Source organism: Cellulomonas hominis (assembly GCF_014201095.1).
In the GTDB taxonomy this organism is placed as follows: domain Bacteria; phylum Actinomycetota; class Actinomycetes; order Actinomycetales; family Cellulomonadaceae; genus Cellulomonas; species Cellulomonas hominis.
In genome coordinates this window covers 821,801-845,633 of the sequence record NZ_JACHDN010000001.1, presented here as the reverse complement: position 1 = coordinate 845,633, position 23,833 = coordinate 821,801, and the positions used below count along the sequence as shown (strand labels likewise).

Genomic DNA, 23,833 nt, shown 5'->3' with positions numbered 1-23,833 from the left:
GGGGTCCGGTCGCACCGGCCGCCCCGCACCTACCGTCGTGGAGTGTACGAATTCGCCGGTCCCGCCACCCTCGTGGTGGTCGGCCTGTGGATCGCGTACCTGGTGCCGCACAAGCTGCGGCACCGGCAGCAGTTGCTCGAGTCGCGGACCGACGACCGGTTCTCCGACGCGCTGCGGGTGCTCGCCGTGACCGGCCCGGAGGGGTCGTCCCGGCGCAGGCGCGCAGACGTGGCCCGGAGCGTCCGGCCGGACTGCGGCCCGGTGGACAAGCGGGTCGGGCTCCTCACCCCGGGACGGGGAGCACGGGTCGTCGAGACGGACAGGGGAGGGACCCACGTGGACCGACCGCACGGGACCCAGGACAGGATCGGCGCCGACGCCGCCCGCCGCGCCGCGCAGCTGCACGCCGCCCACGCCGCCGCGACCGCCCGCCGCGGGGCCGCCGCCCGCCGCCGCGGCCTGCTCGCCGGCGTGCTGCTCGTCGCGGCCGTCGCCGGCTGGGTCGTCGCCGGCGTGACCGCGCTCGGCGTCCTCGCGGGCGTCGTGCCGACCGTCCTGCTCGCCACGGTGCTCGGCCTCGGCCGGCACGCCGTCGTGCAGGGCCGGGCCGCCGAGGCCGAGTGGGAGCGCCGGATCGCCGAGGCGACCGCCCCGCTGCGCGCCCGGGAGGCCCGCGCCGCCCGCCGCGCCGAGCCGGGACGCGCCGTGCGCCCGTCCTCGACCGACACGCAGGCGATCACCCGCGTGCGGGTGGACGCCGACGGCACGCCCGCGCAGCCCGTCCGCGACGGGGGCCGCGAGGGCGACACCTGGTCGCCTGTCGCCGTGCCGCGGCCGACCTACGCGATGAAGGCGCCCGCGCCGCGCCGCGAGCCCGCGCCCCTCGGGGACGTCGAGGGCTCGACGCACGCCGCGGCGGCCGCACGCCCCGCGACCGAGGACGTCGCGGTGCCCGAGGCGCCGGCCGGGACCGCGGCGCCCGCCGCCGAGGCGCCGCCGGCGGAGGCCGCGGCGGCCGCCACCGGGACCACCGAGCCGGCGACCGCCGAGCCCAGCGGCTCGATCGACCTCAATGCCGTCCTCGCCCGCCGCCGGGCCGCCGGGGAGTAGGCGCGCCGGTCGGTGTCGTGAGCACCCCGTCGTGGGTGCTAGGCTGATCACCGCTCAAGGGGCTGTGGCGCAGTTGGTAGCGCGTCTCGTTCGCAATGAGAAGGTCAGGGGTTCGAATCCCCTCAGCTCCACCGGCACGAAGGCCCGGGATCCGCGGATCCCGGGCCGTCGGCGTTCCCGGCGCCTCTCGCGGCACGCCGGTCATCCGGGCCGCAAGGACCGCCTGCGTCGCGACATGTACCCACCGCACGGCCTCCGGGTGCCGGGACCTGCCCGGTGTCTCGGCGACCCTGCCTTCGAGACGGGAGCGGACGGTGGGTGGACGCAGTGCCGCCATCACGGCGGCTGTTCTGACGATGACGTGCCTCCTCGTCACGGCTCCGGTGCAGGCGGTGGCCGGACGTGCCGGCGGCGCCGCGAGCGGGTCCTGGGCGACGGCGGACGACGACCGGGCGGCCGCCGTCGGTGCCCCGGCCGCAGCGCCCCCTCGGGAGAGCCCCGGCGAGTTCGCCGAGGCGGTCCGGGCGGTCCGCGAGCGGTTCCCGGGCGACTACGCCGACTCCGCGTCCGCGGCGCCGGCCGAGGGCGGAGCCTGGGTCGCCTTCCGTGGTGCCGCGCCGGCCGGCGCGCGCGAGCTCCTCGAGGCGCTCCCGATCCCGGTCCGCGTGATCGAGGACCGCGGACTGTCGGCCGCCGAGCGCGCGCTCGCCGTCGAGACCGCGGCCGAGGCTCTCGGCATCTCCCACGACGCGATCGTCGAGATGCTCCCCGCCGGCGCGGTGATCAGGATGACGACCGGCGGCCCGGTCGACGTCGCGGCGGTCGAGGCGGCCGTCCGCGACGCGCTGGGGGAGCCGGCAGCGACCGTCGACGTCCGGGTCACCGTCCAGCGGCCCAGCGGCACGACGCCGCTCGTCGCGCCGGAAGGCCTCTCCGCCGGAACCGTGCCGTGACTCCGTGCCCGCGGCGCCCGGCCGGCCCCGGGCCGTGTCGGACCCCGCCGCTAGCGTCGCGTCCATGAGGGTGATCTACAACACGGCGACGACGCTCAACGGGTACATCGCGGACGAGGAGAACTCGCTCGCCTGGCTGTTCGCGGTCGAGTCCGGCTCGATGCCGGACCACATCGCGTTCCTCGAGCCGATGACGGTCCTGATCATGGGATCGACGACCTACGAGTGGGTGCTGCGCGAGGAGGACCTGCTCGCGCACCCGGAGAAGTGGCCCGAGTACTTCGGCGACCGGCCGCAGTTCGTCTTCACGACGCGGGACCTGCCCGTGCCGGCGGGGGCGGACGTGCGGTTCGTGCAGGGCCCGGTGGCCGACGCGCTGCCCGCGATCCGCGAGGCGGCGGGGGACGGCGACGCCTGGGTCGTCGGCGGGGGCGACCTGGCCGGGCAGCTCCTCGACGCCGGCGCGCTCGACGAGGTGCAGCTCTCGGTCGCCCCGGCGGCCCTCACGGGTGGCGCCCCGGTGCTGCCGCGGCGGCTGGGGCCGGACCGGCTGCGGCTGCGCTCGGCGGAGCGGTACGACCAGTTCGTCCACCTCGTGTACGACGTCCGGCCCGCGGGCTGACGGCGGGGGCACCGGGCGCCCGGTGGCAGAATGACCCGGTGCCTGAAGCGATCCCGCCCCGTCCGGGCCGGTGGTCCCGGGCCTGGTCCGCGACCAAGACGTGGGTGGACCCGCTCGTCGTCATGATCGTCGCGGTGTTCGTGCTCGGGCTGCTCGCCCCGGCGTCCGGCGCGTTCGCGACCGGGCTCGACCACGTGACCACCGCCGCCGTCGTCCTGCTGTTCTTCCTGTACGGCGCGCGCATGTCGACCGGCGAGGTGTGGGCCGGCCTGCGGAACTGGCGGCTCCAGGGCGGGATGCTCGCGTCGACCTACCTGCTGTTCCCGGTGCTCGGCCTCGCGGTGCAGGCGCTGCCCGAGTCGGTGCTGCCGCAGGACCTCCAGACCGGCCTGCTCTACCTGTCGCTGCTGCCGTCGACCATCCAGTCCTCGGTGGTGTTCACGTCCATCGCGCGCGGGAACGTCGCGGGGGCGATCTGCGGGGCGACCGTGTCGAACGTCCTCGGCATCGTGCTCACGCCGCTGCTGGTCGGCCTGCTGATGTCGCGGGCGGGCGGGCCGGTCGGCGGCTCGGCGGGGGCGACGCTCCTGCAGCTGCTGCTGCCCTTCGTGCTGGGGCAGCTCGTGCAACCGAAGATCGGCGCGTGGGTGCGCCGGCACAAGCCGCTCACCCTGGTCACCGACCGCAGCGCGATCCTGCTCGTCGCGTACGGGTCGGTGTCCGAGGCGCAGCAGTCGGGCGTCTGGGACCACCTGACCGTCGGGGTCCTCGTGGTGCTCGTCGCCGTGTGCGCCGCGCTGCTCGCGGCGATGCTCTCGGCGACCTGGTTCGGCGGCCGGGCGCTGCGGCTCGACCGCGCGGACCGGATCGCGCTGCTCATGTGCGGCTCGAAGAAGAGCCTCGCGACCGGCCTGCCGATGGCGAGCGTGCTGTTCGGCCCCGTGGCCGCCGCGGGGGTGGCGCTGCCGGTGATCGTGTTCCACCAGATCCAGCTCGCCACGTGCGCGGTCCTCGCGCGCCGGCTCGCGGCGACGGACCCCGACCAGCAGCCGGCCGCCGCCCGGGGCTGAGCCCCCGGGGTCAGGGGCGCGGGGACCCCGCGCCGACCGGCTCCCGGCCCTCGTCGGGCGCCGGCTCCGCGGGACCGTCCGGACCCGCCGGGCCCTCGCCCGGTCCGGCGCTCCCGCCCCGCCCCGGGCCGCCCGCACCGGCCCCCGGGGCGCCCGGCGACCGGCGCCGACGCAGCGCGCGGCGGACGAGCAGCACGGCGACCCCGACGACGGCCCCGACGGCCAGCCACGGGACGAGCGCGCCGAGCACGAGCGCGGCGACGCCGAGCACCTCGACCAGGGCGTCCCACCCGTTCTGCAGCCCGCCGAGGAACCCGGTACGCGCCTCCGTCTCGGTCACGACGGGCGTCCCCGAGGTCCAGATCGTCACGTGGAGGGTGGACAGCGCGACCTGCTCGGCGACGCGGGCGCGCTCCGCCTCCAGGGACTCCAGCGAGGCCTGCCGCTCGGTGAGCGTGCTCTCGGCCTCGATGACGTCCTCGGTGGTGGTCGCGCGGGACAGCAGGTCCTCCATCCGCGCGACCGACAGCCGCATGGCGCGGATCCGCGCGTCGAGGTCCTGCGCGGCCGCCGTGACGTCCTCGGACCGCAGGTCGACGCTCTGGACCTCGCCCAGGTCCTCGAGCGCGTCCAGCACTCCCGTGAGGCCGGTGGCGGGGACGCGCACCGTCAGGTCGGCGGTGGCGTCGACGTCGTCCTCCGCGCGCGCCGCCGTCTCCTGCCGGGCGTCCACCCGGCCGCCGGACTGCTCGACGACCGCGACGACCCGGTCGGCCGCCGCACGCGGGTCCGCGGCGGCGAGCCCGACGTCCCCGGTGGTGATGACCTGCCGGCCCGCGGCGTCGGCCGCCTCGCCGCCGGGAGCCGCGGCAGCGCCCGCGTCGGACGCCGCCGCGGCGTCGCCGTCACCGCCGACGCCCTGGTCGGCGAGCGAGCCGAGCTCCTCGGCGGTGCCGCCGGCGTCCGCCGCGGTCGAGTCCGCCGCCGCGCCGCACCCCGCGAGCAGGAGCGCCACCAGTGCCAGCCCGGCGGCGGCCCGCCGCACGTCCGTCCCCGTCCCCGTGGTCCGCATGCCCGGGACGGTAGAGGCTGAGCCCCCCGCCGTGGGCGGGTTCGGGAGGACGGAGACCGAATCGTTGCCGGAGGGCACCGCCCGCGTCCGCGCCGTGACCCGCCCGCGTCCGGCCCGTGACCAGCGCGCCCGGACTGCGGGTGCGCGCGGACCCCGCGGGCCACGCACCCGCCCCGCATCCGTCCCCGCGAGTCCCTCCCGGGCGCGCCCCGGAGACGGCACACTGGTCCCCGGGGGCTGGGCCGATGAGGGCCCGTCGTCGACCCGTCGTCCCGGAAGGTCTCCCGTGCCCGCTGCGCCCACCGTCCCGCGTCTCGTGCCCGCCCCCCGGTCGGTGGAGGTCCGCGAGGGCGCCCCGTTCGTCGTCTCGGCGTCGACCGCGGTCACCGTCGGGGTGAGCCCCGCGGAGGTGTCGCTGGGCGTCCTGGCCGCCGAGGGCCTGAGCCGGGTGTCGGGCAGCACGGTGGAGGTGCGGTACCGCGACGTCGCGGAGCCCACCCAGCCGGGCGACGTGGCGCTCCGGCTGGACGACGCCCTCGCGGGCGAGCAGTACCGCCTGGACGTGGCGACCGACCTCGTGGAGATCGTCGCGGGCACCCCCGAGGGCCTGATGCGCGGCCTGGCCACCCTGCACCAGCTCGTGCGGCCGGTGGACGGCGGGTACGCCGCGTGGCTGGTGCACGTCGAGGACGAGCCGGTGCACGGCTGGCGCGGGCTGTCGGTGGACGTCGCGCGGCACTTCTTCGGCCCGGACGACCTGCGGGTCGTCGTCGAGCTGATGGCCGCCTACAAGCTCAACGTGCTGCACCTGCACCTGTCCGACGACCAGGGCTGGCGCCTGGACCTGCCGTCCCGGCCGGAGCTGACGGCCCGGTCGTCCGCCACGGCGGTGGACGGGGACCCGGGCGGGTTCTTCACCACGGAGGAGTACGAGGCGCTCGTCGCGTACGCGGCGGCCCGCGGGGTGCGGGTGGTCCCGGAGATCGACGTCCCGGGCCACGTCAACGCCGCGCTGCACGCGTACGGCGAGCTCAACCCGTCGGGCGAGCCGACCGAGGAGTACACGGGCATCGAGGTCGGGTTCAGCAAGCTGGCGGCCGACCTGCCGGCGACGGAGCCGTTCCTGCGGGACGTGTTCGGCGACGTCGCCGCGGTGACGCCGGGCGACTACGTGCACATCGGCGGCGACGAGGTGCTGACGATGGAGCGCGAGGAGTACGCGCGCCTGGTCGCGATGGCGTCGGACGCGGTGCGCGCCGCGGGCAAGCAGGTCGTCGGCTGGCAGGAGATCGCCACGACGCCGCTGGAGCCCGGCACGGTCGTGCAGTACTGGGACACCCGGATGGACCCGGCGCCGTTCGTGGCGGCGGCGAGCGCGGGCGCGCGGCTGCTCATGAGCCCGGGGTCGAAGGCGTACCTCGACATGAAGTACGACAAGGACTCGGCGCTGGGCCTGGAGTGGGCCGGGCACATCGAGCTGCGGGACGCCTACGAGTGGGAGCCGACCGCGCTGGTGCCCGGGCTGCCCGCGGGGTCGGTGATCGGCGTCGAGGCGGCGGTGTGGACCGAGACGCTGCGGGGCCTGGACGACCTGCTGACGATGCTGCTGCCCCGGCTGGCGGCGGTCGCCGAGGTGGCGTGGACCCGGCCGGAGCAGCGGGACTGGGCGGACTTCCGGGAGCGCATCGCCGCGCACGGCCCCGCCTGGGACGCCCGCGGCCTGTCCTGGTACCCGAGCCCGCAGGTCGACTGGCACGTCGACCGGTCGTGACCCCCTAGATCCAGGACCGCAGCCACATGTGGACGTGCCAGAAGTCGTACGGCACGGTCCACCCGGTCCAGATCGGGTAGAAGAACGCGCTGACCGCGACGACGACCACGACGACGGCCGCCGTCACGGTCAGCCCGAGACGCCGGCGCGCCGGGTGCTGCAGCAGCAGGCTCAGCGCGTACACCAGCGTCAGCACGACCCAGGGCGTGAAGGCGATCGAGTAGAACGTGAAGATCGTCCGGTGCGCGTAGGCGAACCACGGCAGCCAGCCGGCGATGGTCCCGGACAGCACGGCGAGCGCCCGCCAGTCGCGCCGCACCACCAGCGCCCACAGCGCCGCGACGATCGCCAGCGCCCCGAGCCACCAGATCACCGGGTTGCCGAGCGAGGTGATCGCCTGCGAGCAGGCGTCCGCGGCGCACGCGGCCTCGGCGGCGGCGGCCTTCAGGCCGGAGACCTCGGTGGGGTAGTAGAACGACGTGGGCCGCCACTGCACGATCCAGCCGAGCGGGTGCGCGGCGTAGGCGTGCTCCGACGTGAGGTGGGTGTGGAACTCCCACATCTGGGTGTGGAACTGCCAGAGCGAGCGCAGCGCGGGCGGCAGCCAGGTGACGCCCTCGCCGGGGTGCTCCACGGCCCACTGCCGCGAGTACGACCCCGGGTGCGCGAACCACGACCACCACGACGCCAGGTAGACGGCCGCCGCGGTGAGCACCATGACCAGGCCCGCCGGGACCGCGTCCCGCCAGAGCGCCGCCGGGGCCCAGCGCCGGACGCCGACCGAGCGGCGGGCCGTCGCGTCCCAGGCGACCGACAGCAGCCCGAACACGGCGAGGAAGTAGATCCCGGACCACTTCGTCCCGATGCCCAGCCCGAGCAGGACGGCGGCGGCGAACCGCCACCAGCGCCGGCCGAGCCGCGGCCCGAGACCGAGCGCCGCCCCGGAGTCCAGCACCGCGGCGGTCCGGGCGGCGAGCCGGCGCCGGGCCTGCTCCCGGTCCAGCAGCAGCGCCCCGAACGCGGCGAGCGCGAACAGCATGACGAACCCGTCGAGCAGCCCCGTCCGGGAGTGCACGATCGCCTCGCCGTCGACCGCGAGGAACAGGCCCGCCAGGGTGCCGAGCGCGGTCGACGCGAACAGCCGCCGCCCGATCCGCGCGATCAGCAGCACCGCGAGCGTCCCCGCGACGGCGGACGCCAGGCGCCAGGCCGCGGCCGACTCGATGCCGCCGCCCGCCTGGATGCCGAGCGCGATGAGCCACTTGCCGACCGGCGGGTGCACGACGTACTCCGCGGTCGCCCGCAGGGCCGAGCCGTCGCCGGCCTCGAACGCCGCGTTCGCGCCGTCCCCCCAGGTGCCCTCGTAGCCCTGCACCAGGAGCGAGTACGCCTGCTTGACGTAGTAGGTCTCGTCGAAGACGAGCTCGTGCGGGCGGCCCAGGTCCCAGAACCGCAGCACCCCGGCCAGCGCCGTGACCGCCAGCGCCCACAGCCAGCCGGTGACCCGGGCCCGCCGGGTGGCGTCGAGCAGCAGCGTGCGGGTGCCGAGCAGCGCGAGCAGCAGGCGGTCGTGGGTGGACAGCCCGGGGTCGTCGGCGCGGTCGGGGTCGGCGGCGGGGGGCAGGTCGACGGTGCCGACGAGGTGGCGGGTGTCGTCAAGGCGCTCGGGCGCGACCACGGGCGGGAACGCGACGTGCGCGCCGCCCGCGTCGGTGCCGCCGGGCGGTCCGGGGAGCGCGGGGTCGCCGGGGCCCGGGGCGGCGTCGGGGCGGTCGTCGGGCTGCGGCACGGTCGCCATCGTAGGGGCGCAGGCTGAGCCGGACCTGGGCCGATGCGGGCCGGGCACCCGCGTCCGCCGCCGGAGGTGGCAGGCTGGCCCGCGTGACCCCCCAGGCTCCCGGCAGCGGCCGGCTCGTGCTCGCGGCGACCCCGATCGGCGACGTCGAGGACGCCTCACCGCGGCTGCGCCGCCTGCTGGCCGAGGCCGACGTGGTCGCCGCGGAGGACACCCGCCGGCTGCGCGCCCTCGCCGCGCGGATGGGCGTGACCGTCGGCGGCCGGGTCGTGAGCCACCACGAGCACAACGAGTCGGCGACCGCCCCCGAGCTGCTCGAGGTCGTCGCCGCCGGCGGGACGGTGCTCGTGGTGACGGACGCCGGGATGCCCGCGGTGTCCGACCCCGGGTTCCGGGTGGTGGCCGCCGCGGTCGAGGCCGGGCTGCCCGTCACCGCGGCCCCCGGGCCGAGCGCCGTGCTCACCGCGCTCGCGCTGTCCGGGCTGCCGACCGACCGGTTCTGCTTCGAGGGCTTCCCGCCCCGCAAGCCCGGGGAGCGGGCCCGGGCGCTCGCGGCGCTCGAGCGGGAGCCGCGCACGATGGTGTTCTTCGAGGCGCCGCACCGGCTGGCGGCCACGCTCGCCGCGATGGCGACCGCGTTCGGCGCCGACCGGCCCGCCGCGGTCTGCCGCGAGCTGACGAAGACCTACGAGGAGGTCCGGCGCGACGGGCTCGGGGCGCTCGCGGACTGGGCCGCCGCCGGGGAGGTGCGCGGGGAGATCGCCGTCGTGGTGGCCGGGGCGCCGGCGCGCGAGGTCGCGTCGACCGCGGACCTGGTCGCCGAGGTGCTGTCCCGGGCCGACGCGGGGGAGCGGCTGAAGGACGCCGTGGCGGAGGTCGCGCAGGTCGCGGGGGTGCCGAAGCGGGACCTGTACGCGGCGGCGCTGGCGGCCCGCGGGCGCTGAGAGGCGCGCCTCAGCCGGGGTGGACGACGGCGAGCGCGGCCCGCAGCGCCCCGAGCTCGACCTGCCCCGGCGCGGACGCCGCCCCCACGGTCCCGAACGTCGCCGCCGACCCGAAGGCCCCGCCGGCCACCCGGGAGGCCACCCCGGTGCCCGCCATCGCCATCGTGATCAGGGGCCGCTCGGTGCGCCCGGACGCCTCCCACGTGGCGGCGAGCAGCGCGAGCACGTCGCCGGGGTCGTGCGGCATGACCGCGATCTTCAGCACGTCGGCGCCGCGGTCCGCCATGTGCAGCAGCCGGCGCACGATCTCCTCCTGCGGCGGGGTGGCGTCGAAGTCGTGGTTCGAGGCGACGACGAGGGCGCCCGCGGCGTGCGCGAGGTCCACCAGGGTCCGGACGGTCGCCTCGTCGCGCATGACCTCGACGTCCACCAGGTCGGCGAGCCCCGCCTCGAGCACGGCCCGGTAGACCGCCACGTAGTCGGCGTCCGCGACGGCGGCGAGCCCGCCCTCCGCGGCGGTGCGGATCGTCACGAGCAGCGGCAGGCCGCCGAGCGCGGCGCGCAGCTCCCGGCCCGCGGCCACCACGTCGGCGGGTGCCGCGTCGCCGGGTGCCGCGCCGCCGGGGCCCAGGTGGTCCACCCGCCACTCGACGAGGTCCGGACCGGCGGCGACGACGTCCCGGGCCTGGTCGAGCAGGGCCGGGACCGTGCCGCCGGTCAGCGGGACGATCACCTTCGGCCGCCCGGCCCCCAGCACGGTGCCGCGGACGGTCACGGGCACGGTCACGGGTCGGGTGGCCGGCGTGCGGGTCATGGCGGGTCCTCTCGTCGGGCGGTGCGGACGCCCTGGTGCAGCATCATGCCCAGTCCGGCGGCCTGCCGGGGCCGCGTGCCGGGGAGCGGACGCGCGGGGGAGCCCGCCGGGGCCGTTGGTACGCTCGCCGCCGATGACGCCCCGACCCGCCCCGCACGCCGCCCCGGACCCGGGCGCGCTGCCGCCGCTGCCCGCGCACGGGCCGCTGGTGGTGCTGTGCGGGCCGATGGGGTCGGGCAAGACGACGGTCGGGCGGGCGCTCGGCCGGCGCTGGTCCGTGGACCTCCGGGACACCGACGCGGACGTCGAGCGGCGGGCCGGAACGGACATCCCGGAGATCTTCCGCGCGCACGGGGAGGCGGAGTTCCGCCGGCTGGAGCACGAGGCCGTGGCCGCCGCGCTGGCCGAGCACCGCGGGGTGCTCGCGCTCGGCGGCGGCGCGGTGCTGCACCCGGGCACCCGGGAGGCCCTGGCGGCGTACGTGGCCGGCGGCGGGGTCGTCGTGTTCCTCGACGTGAGCCTCGAGCACGCGGCACCGCGCGTCGGGCTGGACGCCTCCCGCCCGCTGCTGCAGGGCGACCCGCGGCAGCGGTGGGCCGACATCATGGCGGAGCGCCGCCCGACGTACGAGGCGGTCGCGACGCTGCGGGTCCCCACCGACGGGCGGACGGCCGGCGAGGTGGCGAGGGAGATCGAGCGCCGCCTGCGCGCGGCCGCCCGCGGCGCCTGACCCCGCCGAGCGCGCCGACCCTCCCGCCGCGCGGACCGCGCCGCTAGCGTGGGCGGATGGAGTTCCGCCGCATCCCCGGCCTGCCGCCCTACGTGTTCACCATCATCGACGCGCTCAAGGTCGAGGCCCGGCGGGCCGGCCGGGACGTGGTCGACCTCGGCTTCGGCAACCCCGACCTGCCCAGCCCGCAGATCGCCGTCGAGAAGCTCGCCGAGGCCGCGCACAACTCCCGCAACCACCGGTACTCCGCGTCCCGCGGCATCCCGAAGCTGCGGCAGGCCGTCGCGGAGCTCTACCAGCGCCGGTTCGGCGTGACCCTGGACCCGGAGACGCAGGTGCTGTCGACCATCGGCGCCAAGGAGGGGTTCAGCCACCTCATGTGGGTGCTGCTCCAGCCCGGGGACGCCGCGCTGGTGCCGACGCCGTCGTACCCCATCCACATCTGGGGGCCGTACTTCGCGGGCGCGGACGCGCGGCAGGTGCCGATCGGGGACGGCACCGACGGGGCCGGCTACGTCGACCGGGTCATGGAGGCGTGGGACCTCGGCTGGCCGAAGCCGCGGGTGGTCGTGCTGTCGTTCCCGCACAACCCCACGACCACAACCGTCGAGCTCGCGGACCTGCAGCGGCTGGTCGACTGGGCCCGGGAGCGCGACGTCGTCCTCGTGCACGACCTGGCGTACGCGGACATGTGCTTCGACGGCTGGACGCCGCCGTCGATCATGCAGTGCACCGGCGCCACCGAGGTCGCGGTCGAGCTGTACTCGATGACGAAGTCGTACTCGATGGCCGGCTGGCGGGTGGCGTTCCTCGTCGGGCGGGCCGACGTGGTCGGCGCGCTGGCGAAGCTCAAGTCGTACCTGGACTACGGCACGTTCCAGCCGATCCAGATCGCCGCCACCGTGACGCTCAACGAGGCCCTGGAGTACCCGGCCGAGCTGTCCGCGGTCTACGAGTCCCGGCGCAACGCCCTGGTGGACGGGCTGGGCCGGATCGGCTGGGACATCCTGCGGCCGAAGGGGACGATGTTCGCCTGGGCCCGGATCCCCGAGCCGTACCGGGACCTCGGGTCGATCGAGTTCGCCGAGCTGCTGGTCCGGGAGTGCGACGTCGCGGTGTCCCCGGGCGTCGGGTTCGGGCCGGGCGGCGACGGGCACGTGCGGTTCGCCCTGATCGAGAACGAGCAGCGGATCGCGCAGGCGGTGCGCGGGCTGCGGCGGGGGCTGACCCGGCTGGGCGGCTGACGCCCCGGGCGGGCCCGCGTCCCGCGTCCCAGGGTCCGTTCAGGGTGCGATCGGGGGCGTCCCCGATGGTCCCCGCCCCGGGCGCGCTGCGAGGCTCGCAGGGAGGCGGGGGACACACCCGCGCCCCGGCGGAGGAGACGGACGATGGCACGGCGGACGACGACGGTGGCGGCGACGACGGCGCTCGGGGTGCTCGCGGCGCTCGCCCTGACCGGCTGCGTGGTCGAGTCGGCCGGCCCGGCCGAGACCCGGGAGATCGACATCGAGGACGTCAGCGCCGTCGACCTCGGCACGTCGGGCGACCTCACCGTGCGCCGCGGCGCCACCCCCTCGCTGACCGTGACCGCCGGGGCGCGCACGCACGAGCGGCTGGTGTCCGAGGTGCGCGACGGCGTCCTGGTGCTGGACTCGCGGAGCTCCTTCGGGGTCCGGAGCGCCGGCGAGATCCGCTACCAGCTGGTGGTCTCGGAGCTGAGCGACCTGGCGGTGTCCGGCTCGGGCGACGTGACGGCGGACGACGTGACCGGCGACGTCCTGCGGGTGCTCATCGAGGGCTCCGGCGACGTGGAGATCGGGCGGGTCGACGCCACGGGCGTGCGGGTGTCCGTCGAGGGGTCGGGGGACGTCGAGCTGTCCGGCCGCGCCGGGTCCGTCGGGGTCGGCATCGAGGGCTCCGGCAACGTGGACCTCGGCGACCTGCGGGTGCAGGAGGCCGACGTGTCGATCGAGGGCTCGGGCGAGGTGGACCTCGACGTGCGGGACCGGCTGGCGGTGTCGATCAGCGGCTCCGGGACCGTGACCTACTCCGGCGACCCGGAGGTCACGCAGCAGGTCGAGGGCTCGGGCGACGTGCGGCGGGGCTGACTCAGAGCACGTCCGACCCGGCCACCAGCCGGGCCCCGGGCACCGGCCCGGAGGCGGTGAGCACCGAGTCCGCCACCCCGGCGGCCGTCATCGCCGCGGCGATCACCAGCGCGTGCTGCCGGCTGCGCGCGAGCGCCGCGACGGTCGGGCCGGAGCCGGACACCACGACGCCCAGCGCGCCGGCGTCCTCCGCGACCGACAGCGTCTCCACCAGACCGGGCGCCAGCTCGACGGCCGCGTCCTGCAGGTCGTTGTGCAGCAGCGCCCCGACGGCCGGAGCGTCCCCGGCCCGCAGCGCCTGCAGCAGCGCGACGTCGCCGTCCACCGCGGGCTCCGGGTGCCCGGCGGCGAGGTCGTCGAACTCCGCGTACACCCGCGCCGTGGACAGGCCCGCGTCCCGGACGCCGAACGCCCAGTGGTACTCGCCCCGGCTGAGCGCTGCGGTCAGCAGGTCCCCGCGGCCGGAGCCGACCGCCGTCTGGCCCATGAGCAGGAACGGCACGTCCGAGCCGAGCTCGGCGGCGATCTCGTGCAGCTCCTCGCGGGGGAGGGCCGTGCCCCAGAACGCGTCGCACGCGAGGAGCGCCGCGGCCGCGTCCGCGGACCCGCCCGCCATGCCGCCCGCGACCGGGACGCCCTTGTGCAGGTGCAGGTGCACGCCGTCGTCCACCCCGGTGCGCGCGGCCAGCGCCCGGGCGGCCCGCAGGGCGAGGTTGCTGTCGTCGGTGGGCACCAGGTCGGCCTGCGGGCCGGAGACGCTCACCCGCAACTCGTCCGACGCCGAGGCGACGACGTCCTCGTAGAGCGACACCGCCTGGAACACCGTGGCGAGCGGGTGGTACCCGTCGGGCCGGCGGGAGCCGACCCGCAGCGACAGGTTCACCTTCCCGGGCGCCCGGACGCGCACCTCACGGCCGGTGCGGGGGGCGAGGCGCAGGTCGGTCACGCGCCCCACTGTGCCAGGTCCGCGCGCACCCGGCGCGGTCGGCGTCGTCCCCCGTGCCAGGGGATCCGCTCGCGTGGACACCCGCGGGCGCGGCCGGTCGGGTGGACCCGCTCCGCGGTCGGAGGGCGGGGAGGGCGGGTCAGGACGGGGGGAGGTGCTCCGCGATGCGGGCGAAGGACGTGATGTCCAGGGCCTCGCCGCGGGCCTGGGGGTCGACGCCCGCGGCCTCGATCGCGCGGACCGCCGCGTCCGAGCCGCCGAGCAGCGGGGCCAGGGCGGAGCGCAGCATCTTGCGGCGCTGGGCGAACGCGGCGTCCACGACGGCGAACACCTGCTCGCGCGTCGCGGACGTGGCGGGGGGCTCGCGACGGTCCAGGCGGACGAGCGCCGAGTCGACGTTCGGCACCGGCCAGAACACCGAGCGCCCGATGGTCGACGTCCGGCGCGCGGCGGCGTACCAGGCGGCCTTGGCGGACGGGACGCCGTAGGTGCGGCTGCCGGGCGGTGCGGCGAGCCGGTCGGCCACCTCGGCCTGCACCATGACGAGCGCCCGCTCGAGCGACGGGAACCGCTCGAGGAACGTCAGCAGCACCGGGACGGAGACGTTGTAGGGCAGGTTCGCGACCAGGGCGGTCGGCGGGCGGCCGGGCAGCGCGCGGACGTCCAGGGCGTCGCCGCGCACGACGGTCAGGGAGGGGGCCGCGGGGGAGTCGGCCCCGGCGTCCGGCGCGACGCCCGGCGCCACGCCCGGCGCGACGTCCGGCAGGTCGACCACGTCCACGGGAGCCCCCGGCACGTGCCGCCGGACGGTGTCCGGCAGCAGGCCCGCGAGCACCGGGTCGATCTCGACCGCGACGACGTCGGCGCCGGCCTCGAGCAGCCCCAGGGTCAGCGATCCGAGCCCGGGCCCGACCTCGACGACCCGCTGGCCGGCGAGCACGTCGGCCTGCCGCACGATCTTGCGGACCGTCCCGCCGTCGAGCACGAAGTTCTGCCCGAGGGTCTTGGTCGGCCGGATGCCGGCGCGCTCGGCGAGGGCGCGGATCTCGGCTGGACCGAGCAACGGCCCCGCCGCGGGTGCGACGGGGCCGTTGCTGGTGGACATGCGGGCGAGCCTACCGGCCGTCCGTGGGGGAGGCGGTGCTCAGGAGAACAGCCGCGACCCGCAGTGCGGCCACTGGCCGGCGCCGGAGCGGTTGTAGAGCATCTGCGCGCGGGCGGTCTGCTCGTCGGCCGAGGCCTCCGAGGGTAGGCCCGTGCCGCCGACGGCCGCCCAGGTGGACACCGAGAACTGGTACAGCCCGTGGTACTTGCCCGACGCGGACACCGCCGTGGCGCGGCCGCCCGACTCGCACGCGGCCAGGGCGCCCCAGTTCAGGCCGGCCGCGTCGCCGCCGCCGACCGCGGGGGTGCCGCTGGTCGCGGGGGCCTGCGTGACGACCGGCTTCTTCGTGGTGCCGATGTTGGTGACCTGGTCGACCGGGGCCTGCGTGACGTTGTCCGACAGCAGCTCGCGGCCGGTCTCCGCGCCGTCGACCGTCGTGACGCGCTCGACCACGGTCCGCACGCCGGGCACGCCCGCCGTGGTGACCTTCGACTGGCCGACGTAGAGCGACGGGTCGTTCTGCTCGGTCGCGTTGAACGGCACCTCGTGCGTGGTGGTGACGTCCTGCACGACGACGCGGTTGACGATCACGGTGACGCGGTCGCCCTGGTGCCGGACGCTGACGCGGTCCAGGGGGGTCAGCTCGACGCCGAGGCGGTCCAGCGCGTCGGCGACGGTGGTGCTGCCGTCCGGGACGGTGCGGGTCTCGCCGTCGACGAGCACGTCGGCCGGGCCGTCGAGGGTCAGCTCGAGCGACAGGTCGGGGCGGCCGCCGGCTGTGGACCGGGAGGCCACCAGGCGCACGTCGTCCCCGCGGGCGGCGAGCATCTGCAGGGCCTCGTCGGCGGTCAGCGCGGTCGTCCAGACCGTCGCCTCCTGGCCGTCGGTCTGCACCGTGACCTGGTGGGCGTGCCGGACGACGACGTCGACGCCGTCCCGCAGCGCGCCGGACGGGCTGACGGTGTCGCGGGCCCCGAGCTCGAGCTCCTGCTCGGCGAGGAGGCCCTCCACGCTGCCCGCGAAGGTCGAGACGGTCGTGGCGACGCCGTCGACGTCGAGGGTCACGGTCTTGTGCGCGTCGGCGACGGCGACGCCGCCGGTGGCGAGGACGACCACGGCGGTCGCGGCGCCGACCAGGCGCACGCGGCCCCGGCGCGACCGGCGCTCGGTGGCGCGGCCCGGGGCGTCCCCGGGGTCCGTGGTGTTGCGGACGATGCGGGTGCGCAGGCTGGCGGGCGCGGCGGCGAGGCGCGTGCGGGCGCGGCGGAGCAGAGAGGTCACGTGGGTCCAGACGACGGCGGTCCCGGGCACGGGGGGCGGGGTGCGACGCCGGTCCGGCGACGCCCGGCGGTGCCGGGGGAGCTCGTCCCCACGGCGGCGGCGGCACCCGGAGGGGAGTGCCGCACCCGTCGGTCCCGGACCCACGATCCGGCGGTCATTTCCCCCCGTGGTTCCGAGGGGCCCAGCGTCCGGACCCCGGAGGACCGGGCTGTCACGGACGACACGCGACCGTAACCCATTCGTGACCCTCTGCCAAGTGCGGCCGGGTCGCGAGGAGGGGGCGGAGGGGTCAGTACCAGCCCTTGGCCTGGAACGACGACCAGGCGCCGCAGGGCGTCGAGTACCGGCCCGCGACGTAGTTCAGGCCCCACGTGATCTGCGTGGCCGGGTTGGTGCGCCAGTCCGCGGCGATGCTCGCCATCTTCGAGCCCGGGAGGGCCTGCGGGATGCCGTAGGCGCCGGAGGAGCGGTTCTCGGCGTCGACCCGCCAGCCGCTCTCCTTGTCCCAGAGCTGCACCAGGCACGCGAACTGGTCGTCGCCCCAGCCGCGCTCGGCGGCGAGCTGCTTGCCGATGTCCTTGGCGCTGCCCGGGGTCACGGTGATGTCGACGCCGGACGCGAGCTCCATCGTGCCGACCCGGACCACCTGGGTCACCGGCTCGACGGTGACGGCCGAGGCCACGACCTGCCGGTCCACCACGGCGCCGCCGACGGTGGCCGTCGCGTACGTCGTGGTGCGCACGCCCGTGCGGCCCTTGGTCTCGACGACCCGGTTGCCCGCGACGAGCGTGGGGTCCTCGACCTCCTGCTCCTCGAACGGGACCACCTCGTCGACCCGCTCGCCGGCGGTGGCGGCGCGGGTCACGAGGACCACGAGGCCGTCCGTCGCGGTGGCGTCCAGCGGGACCGACACCCGGTCGCCCTCGTTCAGCACCAGGCCGATCTCGCGCAGCGCGTCCCGGACCGTCCCGGCGCTGGTCAGGCCGTCCACGACCTGGCCGTCGACCGCGAGGTGGATCGTCTTCTGCGTCGAGACGCGCAGCACGTCGCCGCGGACCAGGGAGGACGACCGGGACGCCGACAGCAGGGTCTCGCCCTCGCGGAGCCCGAGGCCCTCGACCGCCTCGCCGACGGTGAGCGCGGTCGTCCACACGGTGCGCTCGGCGCCGTCCACCTCGACGTCGAGCTCGCGGCCGTGCCGCACGACGATCTGGGAGCCGTCCGCCACCGGGTCGCCGAGCGCCGGGGCCACCAGGTCGTGCTCGCCCACGGTGATGTCGCCCGCCGCGAGGACCTGGCCCACCGTGCGGCCGAACGCGCTGACCTGCGTCGGCACGCCGTCGACCTCCACCGTCACCGACTTGTGCAGCCCCGCGAACGCGGTCGTCGCGCCCGCGACCAGCAGGAGCGCCGCGCCCTGGGCGCCGAGCCGCAGCATCCGGGAGCGACGGGGACGGCGACCGCGCGGCTCGACGCCCGTGAGGTGCACGAGGGCGTGCTCGCGGTCGTCGGCGGCGACGGGCGAGGTCGGGTCGGGCGCAGGCACGCGGGGGGCTCCAGCGGTTCGGGACGGCAGGAGGGAGGGGTTCCTGCCGGGACAGCCACCCGACCGTAACCGAAACGTGACCCCGAGGGGAAGGCAGGAGGTCCCGTCACCACCCGGACGCGCGACGCCGCCGCCCCGTCCCGCCTGCGGGCCGCAGCGGGGCCGCGTCGCCGAGGTTGCAGGAGATGCGGGTCTCAGCCCGCCGAGGGCAGCATCTGCTGCAACCTCGGCGACCGCGCGGGGCGGGGGCGGCGGCGAGGGCGAGGGCGGGGCGGCGGCGAGACCGCAGGATCCGCGGGTCCGGCGGGGGGCGGTTTCAGGCGGCGGTTGCAACGAGTAGGTCGTTGAGTCGTTGTGCGGGATTCTGCCAGCCGAGGGTTTCGCGGGGTCGGCCGTTGAGCTCGCGGGCGACGGCGTCGAGGTCGTCCTGGGTGTAGGTGCGGAAGTCGGTCGAGGACCGGGGGAAGTACTGGCGCAGCAGCCCGTTGGTGTTCTCGTTGCTTCCGCGCTGCCAGGGCGAGTGCGGGTCGCAGAAGAACACCCGGCAGCCTGTGGCCAGGGTGAACGCCGCGTGCTGGGCCATCTCGGATCCCTGGTCCCAGGTCAAGGTCTTGGCCAGCTCGCCCGGGACCCGGCCCATCAGGTCGATCAGGACCCGGGTGACCTCCTCGGAGACCCGGGAGTTCGGCAGCGCCCCCAGCATCACGAACCGGGTGGACCGCTCGACCAGCGTGATGATCGCCGAGGACCCCCGCGCCCCGATCACCAGGTCACCTTCCCAGTGCCCCGGGACCGCCCGATCAGCGGCCTCGGCGGGTCTGGTCGAGATGTTCAGGTCCCCGATCCAGGTCTTCGCGCCCCGGCCGGCCGACGCAACCCGTGACTGAGGTCGGCGCGCTGCGCGCCCCGAGCGCAGCGCGACCTGCCGGTCCAGCTCCGCGCGCATCCCGCCGCGGGCCTGGTAGTAGATCGCCTGGTAGATCGTCTCGTGGGACACCCACTGCTCCGGTCGGTCGGGGAACTCCTGACGCAACCAGTGTGCGATCTGCCGAGGCGACCACCGTTGCGCGAGCTTGGCGGCGACCACCGGCCAGAGTCGACCCGGGAACGGCGCGCGACCCTTGACGTTCGCGTTCCCGATCAGCTTGCCGGCCCGGGGGCGCCGCGCGCGCCGGGCGGCCCGGGCGTGGGCGTTGCCGTGGGCGTAGACCCACCGGTAGGCCCCGCCGCGACCGGCCCGACCCGAATGAGCACCACCAGGATGCCGCGACCCGGCCCCACCCAAGTGCATACCCCGGTAGGAGTTGTTCCGCGTGACCTCACGCCAGACCGTCGAGCGATCACGCCCGATCGCCCGACCGATCGCCGGGAACGTCAGCCCCTGACCGAACAACACCTCGATCTGCGCCCGCTCCTGCAGCGACAACCTCGAACCAGCCATGCCACGCACCCTCCCGGTGAGGACCACGTTGCAACAACCACCTGACGCCAAGGGGCGTGTCGCAGTCGGATCCTGCAGTCTCGGCGGATGCGCGGATGCGCGGATGCGCGGATGCGCGGATGCGTGGATGCGCGGGGGCACGGCGGGGCGAGCGGGGCCGGCCGGGGGACGACGCGGCGGAGTGCGGCGGGGTCTACCAGGCGCCGTAGACGCGGGTCGCCGTGGCCGCGAGGGCCGCGCAGGCGTCGGCGAGCGGCAGCGCGCGCTCCTCCGCGAGGCGGCGGACGGTGTGCGGGAGGACGTACGGCGCGTTCGGCCGCCCGCGCAGCGGGTGCGGGGTCAGGTAGGGCGCGTCGGTCTCGACGAGCAGCAGGTCCAGCGGCAGCAGCCGCAGCGCGGCGCGCAGGTCCTCGTTCGCGGGGTAGGTCAGCGGGCCCGCGAACGAGCAGAACCAGCCCTCCCGCGCGCAGACCTCGGCGAGCGCCGGCCCGCCGGAGAAGCAGTGGAGCACCGTCCGCTCGGGGGCGCCGTCGCGCCGCAGCACGTCCACGACGTCCTCGTGCGCGTCCCGGTCGTGGATCTGCAGCGCGAGCCCGAGCTCCTTGGCGAGCGCGACGTGCGCCCGGAACGCCTCGCGCTGCACCTCGCGGCCCCGCGGCCCGGCCCGGAAGAAGTCGAGCCCGGTCTCGCCGATCGCCCGCACCCTGTCGTTCGCGCGCGCGACCGCCGCGACCCGGGCCAGCGCGTCGTCCAGGTCGACGTCGTGCCGCGGCTGCGGGTCGGGGTCCAGGCCGTCGGGGGCGACCTCGCGGACGCCGGCGTGCAGCACGGCCTCGTTCGGGTGGATCGCGACGGCCCCGAGCAGCGCGCGCCGGCCGGGCCGCAGCGGCACGGAGGCGGTCGCGCCCGCGACGCCGGCGTCCACCGCGAGCACCGCGTCGGTCCAGGCCACGGCGTCCAGGTCGCAGCCCACCTGCACCATCCGCGGCACGCCGACGGCCGCCGCGCGGTCCAGGTGGTCGTCCAGCCCAGCCGGCGCAGGCGACGACCCCGCGGGCACGTCGAACCCCAGCACCGACTCCAGGTGCGTGTGGTCGTCGACCACGCCGACGGGGAGCGCGTCCGGCGGCTCCGGCCAGCCGCGCTCCCGGTCCTTGCGCGAGCGGCCCACTCAGCCCTGCCGCAGCCGGTCGAGCTCCTCCTCGACGATGGCGTCGTCGAGCTTGGTGAACACCGGCTCCGGCTTGGCGACCGGGGTCCCCGGCACGACCGGCGCCGGCTGCCACGCGGCGAGGGTCTCGCCGCGGCGGTAGTCGCCGGTGATCACCGGGTAGTGCCGGGACGGGTCGTCCAGGTCAGTGACCTCGTCGATCCGGGGGAGCGGGGAGAACGCGCCCGTGCCGCCCAGGGCCTCGTGCACCTTCTGCGCCGAGTGCGGCAGGAACGGCGAGAGCAGCGTGTTGCAGTCGCTCACGGCCTGCGCCGCGGTGTGCAGCACGGTGCCGAGGCGCTCCGGGTCGTTCTTCAGCTTCCACGGCTCGGTCTCGGAGATGTACCGGTTGGCCTCCTGGACCACCCGCATCGCCTCGCCAATCGCCGCCCGGTGCCGGTGCGTGCCGATGAGCTCGCCGACCCGGCCGAACGCCGTCGTGGTCGTCGCGAGCAGGTCCTCGTCCACCGCGAGCCGCGGCCCCGGCGTCGGGATCGCGCCCACGTTCTTGTGGATCATGCTGGCCGTGCGGTTCACCAGGTTGCCCCAGCCGGCGACGAGCTCGTCGTTGGTGCGGCGCTTGAAGTCGGCCCAGGTGAAGTCGGCGTCCTGGCTCTCCGGCCCGGCGGTCGAGATGTAGTACCGCAGGGCGTCCGGCTGGTAGCGGCTCAGCAAGTCGCGGACGTAGATGACCACGCCGCGCGAGGACGAGAACTGCTTGCCCTCCATCGTGAGGAACTCGCTCGACACCACCTCGGTCGGCAGGTTCAGCCGCCCGTACGGGCCGGGCTCGCCGCCCTTCGACCCGCCGCCGGCGTAGCCGAGCAGCTCGGCCGGCCAGATCTGCGAGTGGAAGGTGATGTTGTCCTTGCCCATGAAGTAGTAGGACAGCGACTGCGGGTCGGTCCAGTACTGCCGCCACGCCTCCGGGTCGCCGGACCGGCGCGCCCACTCGATCGACGCCGACAGGTAGCCGATGACGGCGTCGAACCACACGTACAGCCGCTTGTGCGAGTCCTCCTGCCAGCCCGGCAGCGGGATCGGGATGCCCCAGTCGATGTCGCGGGTCATCGCGCGCGGGCGCACGTCGTCCAGCAGGTTCAGCGAGAACTTGAGGACGTTCGGCCGCCACTCGGTGCGGGTGCGCAGCCAGTCGCCCAGCGCGTCGACGAACGCCGGCAGGTCCAGGAAGAAGTGGTTCGACTCGACGAACGTCGGGGTCTCGCCGTTGATCCGGCTGCGCGGGTTCTTCAGCTCGATCGCGTCGAGCTGGTTGCCGCAGTTGTCGCACTGGTCGCCGCGCGCGCCGTCGTAGCCGCAGATCGGGCAGGTGCCCTCGATGTAGCGGTCGGGCAGCGTGCGGCCGGTCGACGGGCTGATCGCGTTCATGGTCGTCTGCTCGACCATGTACCCGTTCTTGTGCACCGTGCGGAACATCTCCTGCACGACGGCGTAGTGGTTCCGGGTCGTGGTGCGGGTGAACAGGTCGTACGACAGGCCGAGGTTCGCCAGGTCCTCGACGATGACGCGGTTGTACCGGTCGGCGAGCTCCTGGGGCGTGACGCCCTCCTGCTCGGCCTGGACGAGGATCGGCGTGCCGTGCTCGTCGGTGCCGGACACCATGAGGACGTCGTGGCCCGCCATGCGCATGTAGCGGCTGAACACGTCGGAGGGGACGCCGAAGCCGGCGACGTGGCCGATGTGGCGCGGGCCGTTGGCGTAGGGCCAGGCGACAGCGCTGAGGATGCGGGACATGGCGTCGATCCTAGTGAGCGGCGCCGACCCGCTCGTGCTCGGTCTCATCCCCCGGCGCGGCGTCCCCGTCGGCGACGCGGGCGGCGGCGTGCGCGGCGGTGACGCGGTGCCGGAGGAAGTACCACGCGACACCGAGCGCCCCGAACCAGACCGGCATCACCAGCAGCGCCACGCGGGTCTCCGGCTCGAGGGCCAGCACCACGACCATCGCCGCGAAGAACGCCAGCACCACCCAGCACATGACCCGCCCGCCCGGCATCCGGAACGACGAGGCCGCGTGCAGCTCCGGGGACCGGCGCCGGTACACCAGGTACGACGCGAGGATCACGGTCCACACCACGATGAACAGCAGCGTCGCGACGGTCGTCACCAGCGTGAACGCCTCGATGACGCTCCGCCCGGCGTACAGCAGCGCGACGCCCGGCAGCAGGCAGGCGCAGGAGAACAGCAGCCCGCGCGCCGGCACGTGCCGCGCCGACAGCAGGCCGAACCCGGCGGGCGCCTCCTTGTCCTCCGCGAGGCCGTACAGCATCCGCGAGGTGGAGAAGATGCCGCTGTTCGCGGACGACGCGGCCGAGGTCAGCACCACGAGGTTGATGACGCCGGCGGCCGCGGGCAGCCCGGCGAGCGCGAACATCGCCACGAACGGGCTCTCCGCGGGGTCGATCGAGCGCCACGGGGTGACGGCCATGATGACGACGAGCGCGCCCAGGTAGAACAGCAGCACCCGCACCGGGATCGCGTTGATCGCCCGCGGCAGGGTGCGCTCGGGGTCGCGGGTCTCGGCGGCGGTCGTGCCGACCAGCTCGATGCCGACGAACGCGAAGATCGCGATCTGGAACCCCGCGAGGAACCCGGTGAACCCGTGCGGGAAGAACCCGCCGTCGTCCCACAGGTGCGCGAGCGAGGCCGTCGCCCCGTCGGCACCGCGGAACCCGGACGCGATCATGACGACGCCCACGGCGATCAGCGCGACGATCGCGACGATCTTGACGATGGCGAACCAGAACTCCATCTCGCCGAACAGCCGCACCGCGACGAGGTTGAGCGCGAGCAGCAGCAGGACCAGGCCGAGCGCGGGCAGCCAGCGCGGCAGGTCCGGCGCCCAGAACGCCACGTAGCCGGAGACGGCCACCACGTCCGCGATGCCGGTGACGATCCAGCAGAACCAGTACGTCCACCCGGTGAGGAACCCGGCCCACGGCCCGAGGATGTCGGCCGCCATGTCCCGGAACGACTTGTACCGCAGGTTCGACAGCAGCATCTCGCCCATGGCGCGCATGACGAAGAACAGCATGAAGCCGATGACCGCGTAGACCAACAGCACCGACGGGCCGGCCAGGGAGATCGTCCGTCCGGAGCCCAGGAACAGGCCGGTGCCGATGGCCCCGCCGATCGCGATGAGCTGGATGTGCCGGTTGGACAGGCCGCGCTGCAGGTGGTCGCCGGGCTCGGTCGTCGGGGTGGCGGGTGCGTCGGGCACGAGGGGGTCCTGCCGTCGGGGATCGGGTGGGGGGACGCTACTGCCGGTGCACGGTACTCACCCGGGACCTCGCGCCC

General features: G+C 75.8%; 20 protein-coding genes and 1 tRNA gene. 10 read left to right on the top strand and 11 right to left on the bottom strand.

The window, feature by feature from the left end:
* The first annotated feature begins 42 nt into the window (after positions 1-42).
* The 5 genes from HNR08_RS03960 (at position 43) to HNR08_RS03940 (ending at position 3,755) form a co-directional block, all read left to right on the top strand.
* Positions 43-1,110: a hypothetical protein gene (locus HNR08_RS03960; protein ID WP_146835496.1), complete on the top strand. Its 1,068-nt coding sequence runs from the start codon at positions 43-45 to the stop codon at positions 1,108-1,110.
* Positions 1,111-1,168: 58 nt separating this feature from the next.
* Positions 1,169-1,241 (top strand) — tRNA-Ala (locus HNR08_RS03955).
* 225 nt (positions 1,242-1,466) lie between these two features.
* Positions 1,467-2,063 carry a hypothetical protein gene (locus HNR08_RS03950; protein ID WP_146835499.1) on the top strand — a complete coding sequence of 199 codons (597 nt, stop codon included), beginning with the start codon at positions 1,467-1,469 and terminating at the stop codon, positions 2,061-2,063.
* A gap of 64 nt (positions 2,064-2,127) precedes the next feature.
* Positions 2,128-2,685 carry a dihydrofolate reductase family protein gene (locus tag HNR08_RS03945; protein ID WP_146835501.1) on the top strand — a complete coding sequence of 186 codons (558 nt, stop codon included), beginning with the start codon at positions 2,128-2,130 and terminating at the stop codon, positions 2,683-2,685.
* 38 nt (positions 2,686-2,723) lie between these two features.
* Complete coding sequence (locus HNR08_RS03940; RefSeq protein ID WP_307724249.1) at positions 2,724-3,755, top strand: bile acid:sodium symporter family protein; 1,032 nt, start codon at positions 2,724-2,726, stop codon at positions 3,753-3,755.
* 10 nt (positions 3,756-3,765) lie between these two features.
* On the opposite strand, the gene HNR08_RS03935 is transcribed toward HNR08_RS03940, so the two are convergent.
* Positions 3,766-4,827: a DUF4349 domain-containing protein gene (locus HNR08_RS03935; RefSeq protein ID WP_146835504.1), complete on the bottom strand. Its 1,062-nt coding sequence runs from the start codon at positions 4,825-4,827 to the stop codon at positions 3,766-3,768.
* A gap of 286 nt (positions 4,828-5,113) precedes the next feature.
* Between HNR08_RS03935 and HNR08_RS03930 the strand changes: the two genes are divergently transcribed.
* Positions 5,114-6,598 carry a family 20 glycosylhydrolase gene (locus HNR08_RS03930; RefSeq protein WP_246802993.1) on the top strand — a complete coding sequence of 495 codons (1,485 nt, stop codon included), beginning with the start codon at positions 5,114-5,116 and terminating at the stop codon, positions 6,596-6,598.
* 4 nt (positions 6,599-6,602) lie between these two features.
* On the opposite strand, the gene HNR08_RS03925 is transcribed toward HNR08_RS03930, so the two are convergent.
* Entirely contained in the window at positions 6,603-8,396 is a 1,794-nt protein-coding gene (locus HNR08_RS03925; RefSeq protein WP_146835510.1) for a dolichyl-phosphate-mannose--protein mannosyltransferase, read from the bottom strand.
* Positions 8,397-8,479: 83 nt separating this feature from the next.
* Between HNR08_RS03925 and rsmI the strand changes: the two genes are divergently transcribed.
* Entirely contained in the window at positions 8,480-9,337 is an 858-nt protein-coding gene (gene rsmI, locus HNR08_RS03920; protein WP_146835513.1) for a 16S rRNA (cytidine(1402)-2'-O)-methyltransferase, read from the top strand.
* Positions 9,338-9,347: 10 nt separating this feature from the next.
* Here rsmI and aroD read toward each other — a convergent pair whose 3' ends face one another.
* The gene (gene aroD, locus HNR08_RS03915) at positions 9,348-10,151 is read right to left on the bottom strand and encodes a type I 3-dehydroquinate dehydratase (protein ID WP_146835517.1); all 804 of its coding nucleotides are present in this window, start codon (positions 10,149-10,151) and stop codon (positions 9,348-9,350) included.
* A 133-nt stretch (positions 10,152-10,284) separates the two neighbouring features.
* On the opposite strand from aroD, the gene HNR08_RS03910 reads away from it, so the two are divergent.
* The 3 genes from HNR08_RS03910 (at position 10,285) to HNR08_RS03900 (ending at position 12,989) form a co-directional block, all read left to right on the top strand.
* Positions 10,285-10,881: a shikimate kinase gene (locus HNR08_RS03910; protein WP_146835520.1), complete on the top strand. Its 597-nt coding sequence runs from the start codon at positions 10,285-10,287 to the stop codon at positions 10,879-10,881.
* Between the two features lie 56 nt (positions 10,882-10,937).
* Positions 10,938-12,125 (top strand): aminotransferase class I/II-fold pyridoxal phosphate-dependent enzyme, encoded by a 1,188-nt coding sequence (locus HNR08_RS03905; RefSeq protein WP_146835524.1) that lies wholly within the window; start codon positions 10,938-10,940, stop codon positions 12,123-12,125.
* Positions 12,126-12,269: 144 nt separating this feature from the next.
* Positions 12,270-12,989 carry a head GIN domain-containing protein gene (locus HNR08_RS03900; RefSeq protein WP_146835527.1) on the top strand — a complete coding sequence of 240 codons (720 nt, stop codon included), beginning with the start codon at positions 12,270-12,272 and terminating at the stop codon, positions 12,987-12,989.
* 1 nt (position 12,990) lies between these two features.
* On the opposite strand, the gene HNR08_RS03895 is transcribed toward HNR08_RS03900, so the two are convergent.
* The 8 genes from HNR08_RS03895 to cycA all read right to left on the bottom strand — a co-directional run bounded on the left by HNR08_RS03895 (position 12,991) and on the right by cycA (position 23,756).
* Positions 12,991-13,935 carry a 4-(cytidine 5'-diphospho)-2-C-methyl-D-erythritol kinase gene (locus tag HNR08_RS03895; protein ID WP_146835529.1) on the bottom strand — a complete coding sequence of 315 codons (945 nt, stop codon included), beginning with the start codon at positions 13,933-13,935 and terminating at the stop codon, positions 12,991-12,993.
* 139 nt (positions 13,936-14,074) lie between these two features.
* Positions 14,075-15,040, bottom strand: a complete 966-nt coding sequence (locus HNR08_RS03890) for a ribosomal RNA small subunit methyltransferase A (protein WP_146835532.1) — start codon at positions 15,038-15,040, stop codon at positions 14,075-14,077.
* A 39-nt stretch (positions 15,041-15,079) separates the two neighbouring features.
* A complete protein-coding gene (locus tag HNR08_RS22205) occupies positions 15,080-16,321 on the bottom strand; it encodes a resuscitation-promoting factor (RefSeq protein WP_276509351.1) in 1,242 nt (413 codons plus the stop codon).
* Between the two features lie 289 nt (positions 16,322-16,610).
* Complete coding sequence (locus tag HNR08_RS03880) at positions 16,611-17,867, bottom strand: aggregation-promoting factor C-terminal-like domain-containing protein (protein ID WP_246802994.1); 1,257 nt, start codon at positions 17,865-17,867, stop codon at positions 16,611-16,613.
* 316 nt (positions 17,868-18,183) lie between these two features.
* Entirely contained in the window at positions 18,184-19,308 is a 1,125-nt protein-coding gene (locus tag HNR08_RS03875; RefSeq protein WP_183834709.1) for an IS30 family transposase, read from the bottom strand.
* Between the two features lie 193 nt (positions 19,309-19,501).
* Positions 19,502-20,479 carry a TatD family hydrolase gene (locus HNR08_RS03870; RefSeq protein ID WP_146838275.1) on the bottom strand — a complete coding sequence of 326 codons (978 nt, stop codon included), beginning with the start codon at positions 20,477-20,479 and terminating at the stop codon, positions 19,502-19,504.
* Positions 20,480-22,273 (bottom strand): methionine--tRNA ligase, encoded by a 1,794-nt coding sequence (gene metG, locus HNR08_RS03865; RefSeq protein WP_146838273.1) that lies wholly within the window; start codon positions 22,271-22,273, stop codon positions 20,480-20,482.
* Between the two features lie 10 nt (positions 22,274-22,283).
* Positions 22,284-23,756, bottom strand: coding sequence for a D-serine/D-alanine/glycine transporter (cycA, locus tag HNR08_RS03860; RefSeq protein ID WP_146838271.1), 1,473 nt, complete (start codon positions 23,754-23,756; stop codon positions 22,284-22,286).
* Positions 23,757-23,833: the final 77 nt, after the last annotated feature.

Bases quoted from the DNA above. Each gene is read 5' to 3' on its own strand.
- HNR08_RS03950 (WP_146835499.1), top strand. From the start codon at position 1,467: ATGACGTGCCTCCTCGTCACGGCTCCGGTGCAGGCGGTGGCCGGACGT.
- HNR08_RS03945 (WP_146835501.1), top strand. From the start codon at position 2,128: ATGAGGGTGATCTACAACACGGCGACGACGCTCAACGGGTACATCGCG.
- HNR08_RS03935 (WP_146835504.1), bottom strand. From the start codon at position 4,827: ATGCGGACCACGGGGACGGGGACGGACGTGCGGCGGGCCGCCGCCGGG.
- HNR08_RS03925 (WP_146835510.1), bottom strand. From the start codon at position 8,396: ATGGCGACCGTGCCGCAGCCCGACGACCGCCCCGACGCCGCCCCGGGC.
- aroD (WP_146835517.1), bottom strand. From the start codon at position 10,151: ATGACCCGCACGCCGGCCACCCGACCCGTGACCGTGCCCGTGACCGTC.
- HNR08_RS03910 (WP_146835520.1), top strand. From the start codon at position 10,285: ATGACGCCCCGACCCGCCCCGCACGCCGCCCCGGACCCGGGCGCGCTG.
- HNR08_RS03905 (WP_146835524.1), top strand. From the start codon at position 10,938: ATGGAGTTCCGCCGCATCCCCGGCCTGCCGCCCTACGTGTTCACCATC.
- HNR08_RS03900 (WP_146835527.1), top strand. From the start codon at position 12,270: ATGGCACGGCGGACGACGACGGTGGCGGCGACGACGGCGCTCGGGGTG.
- HNR08_RS03890 (WP_146835532.1), bottom strand. From the start codon at position 15,040: ATGTCCACCAGCAACGGCCCCGTCGCACCCGCGGCGGGGCCGTTGCTC.
- HNR08_RS03875 (WP_183834709.1), bottom strand. From the start codon at position 19,308: ATGGCTGGTTCGAGGTTGTCGCTGCAGGAGCGGGCGCAGATCGAGGTG.
- metG (WP_146838273.1), bottom strand. From the start codon at position 22,273: ATGTCCCGCATCCTCAGCGCTGTCGCCTGGCCCTACGCCAACGGCCCG.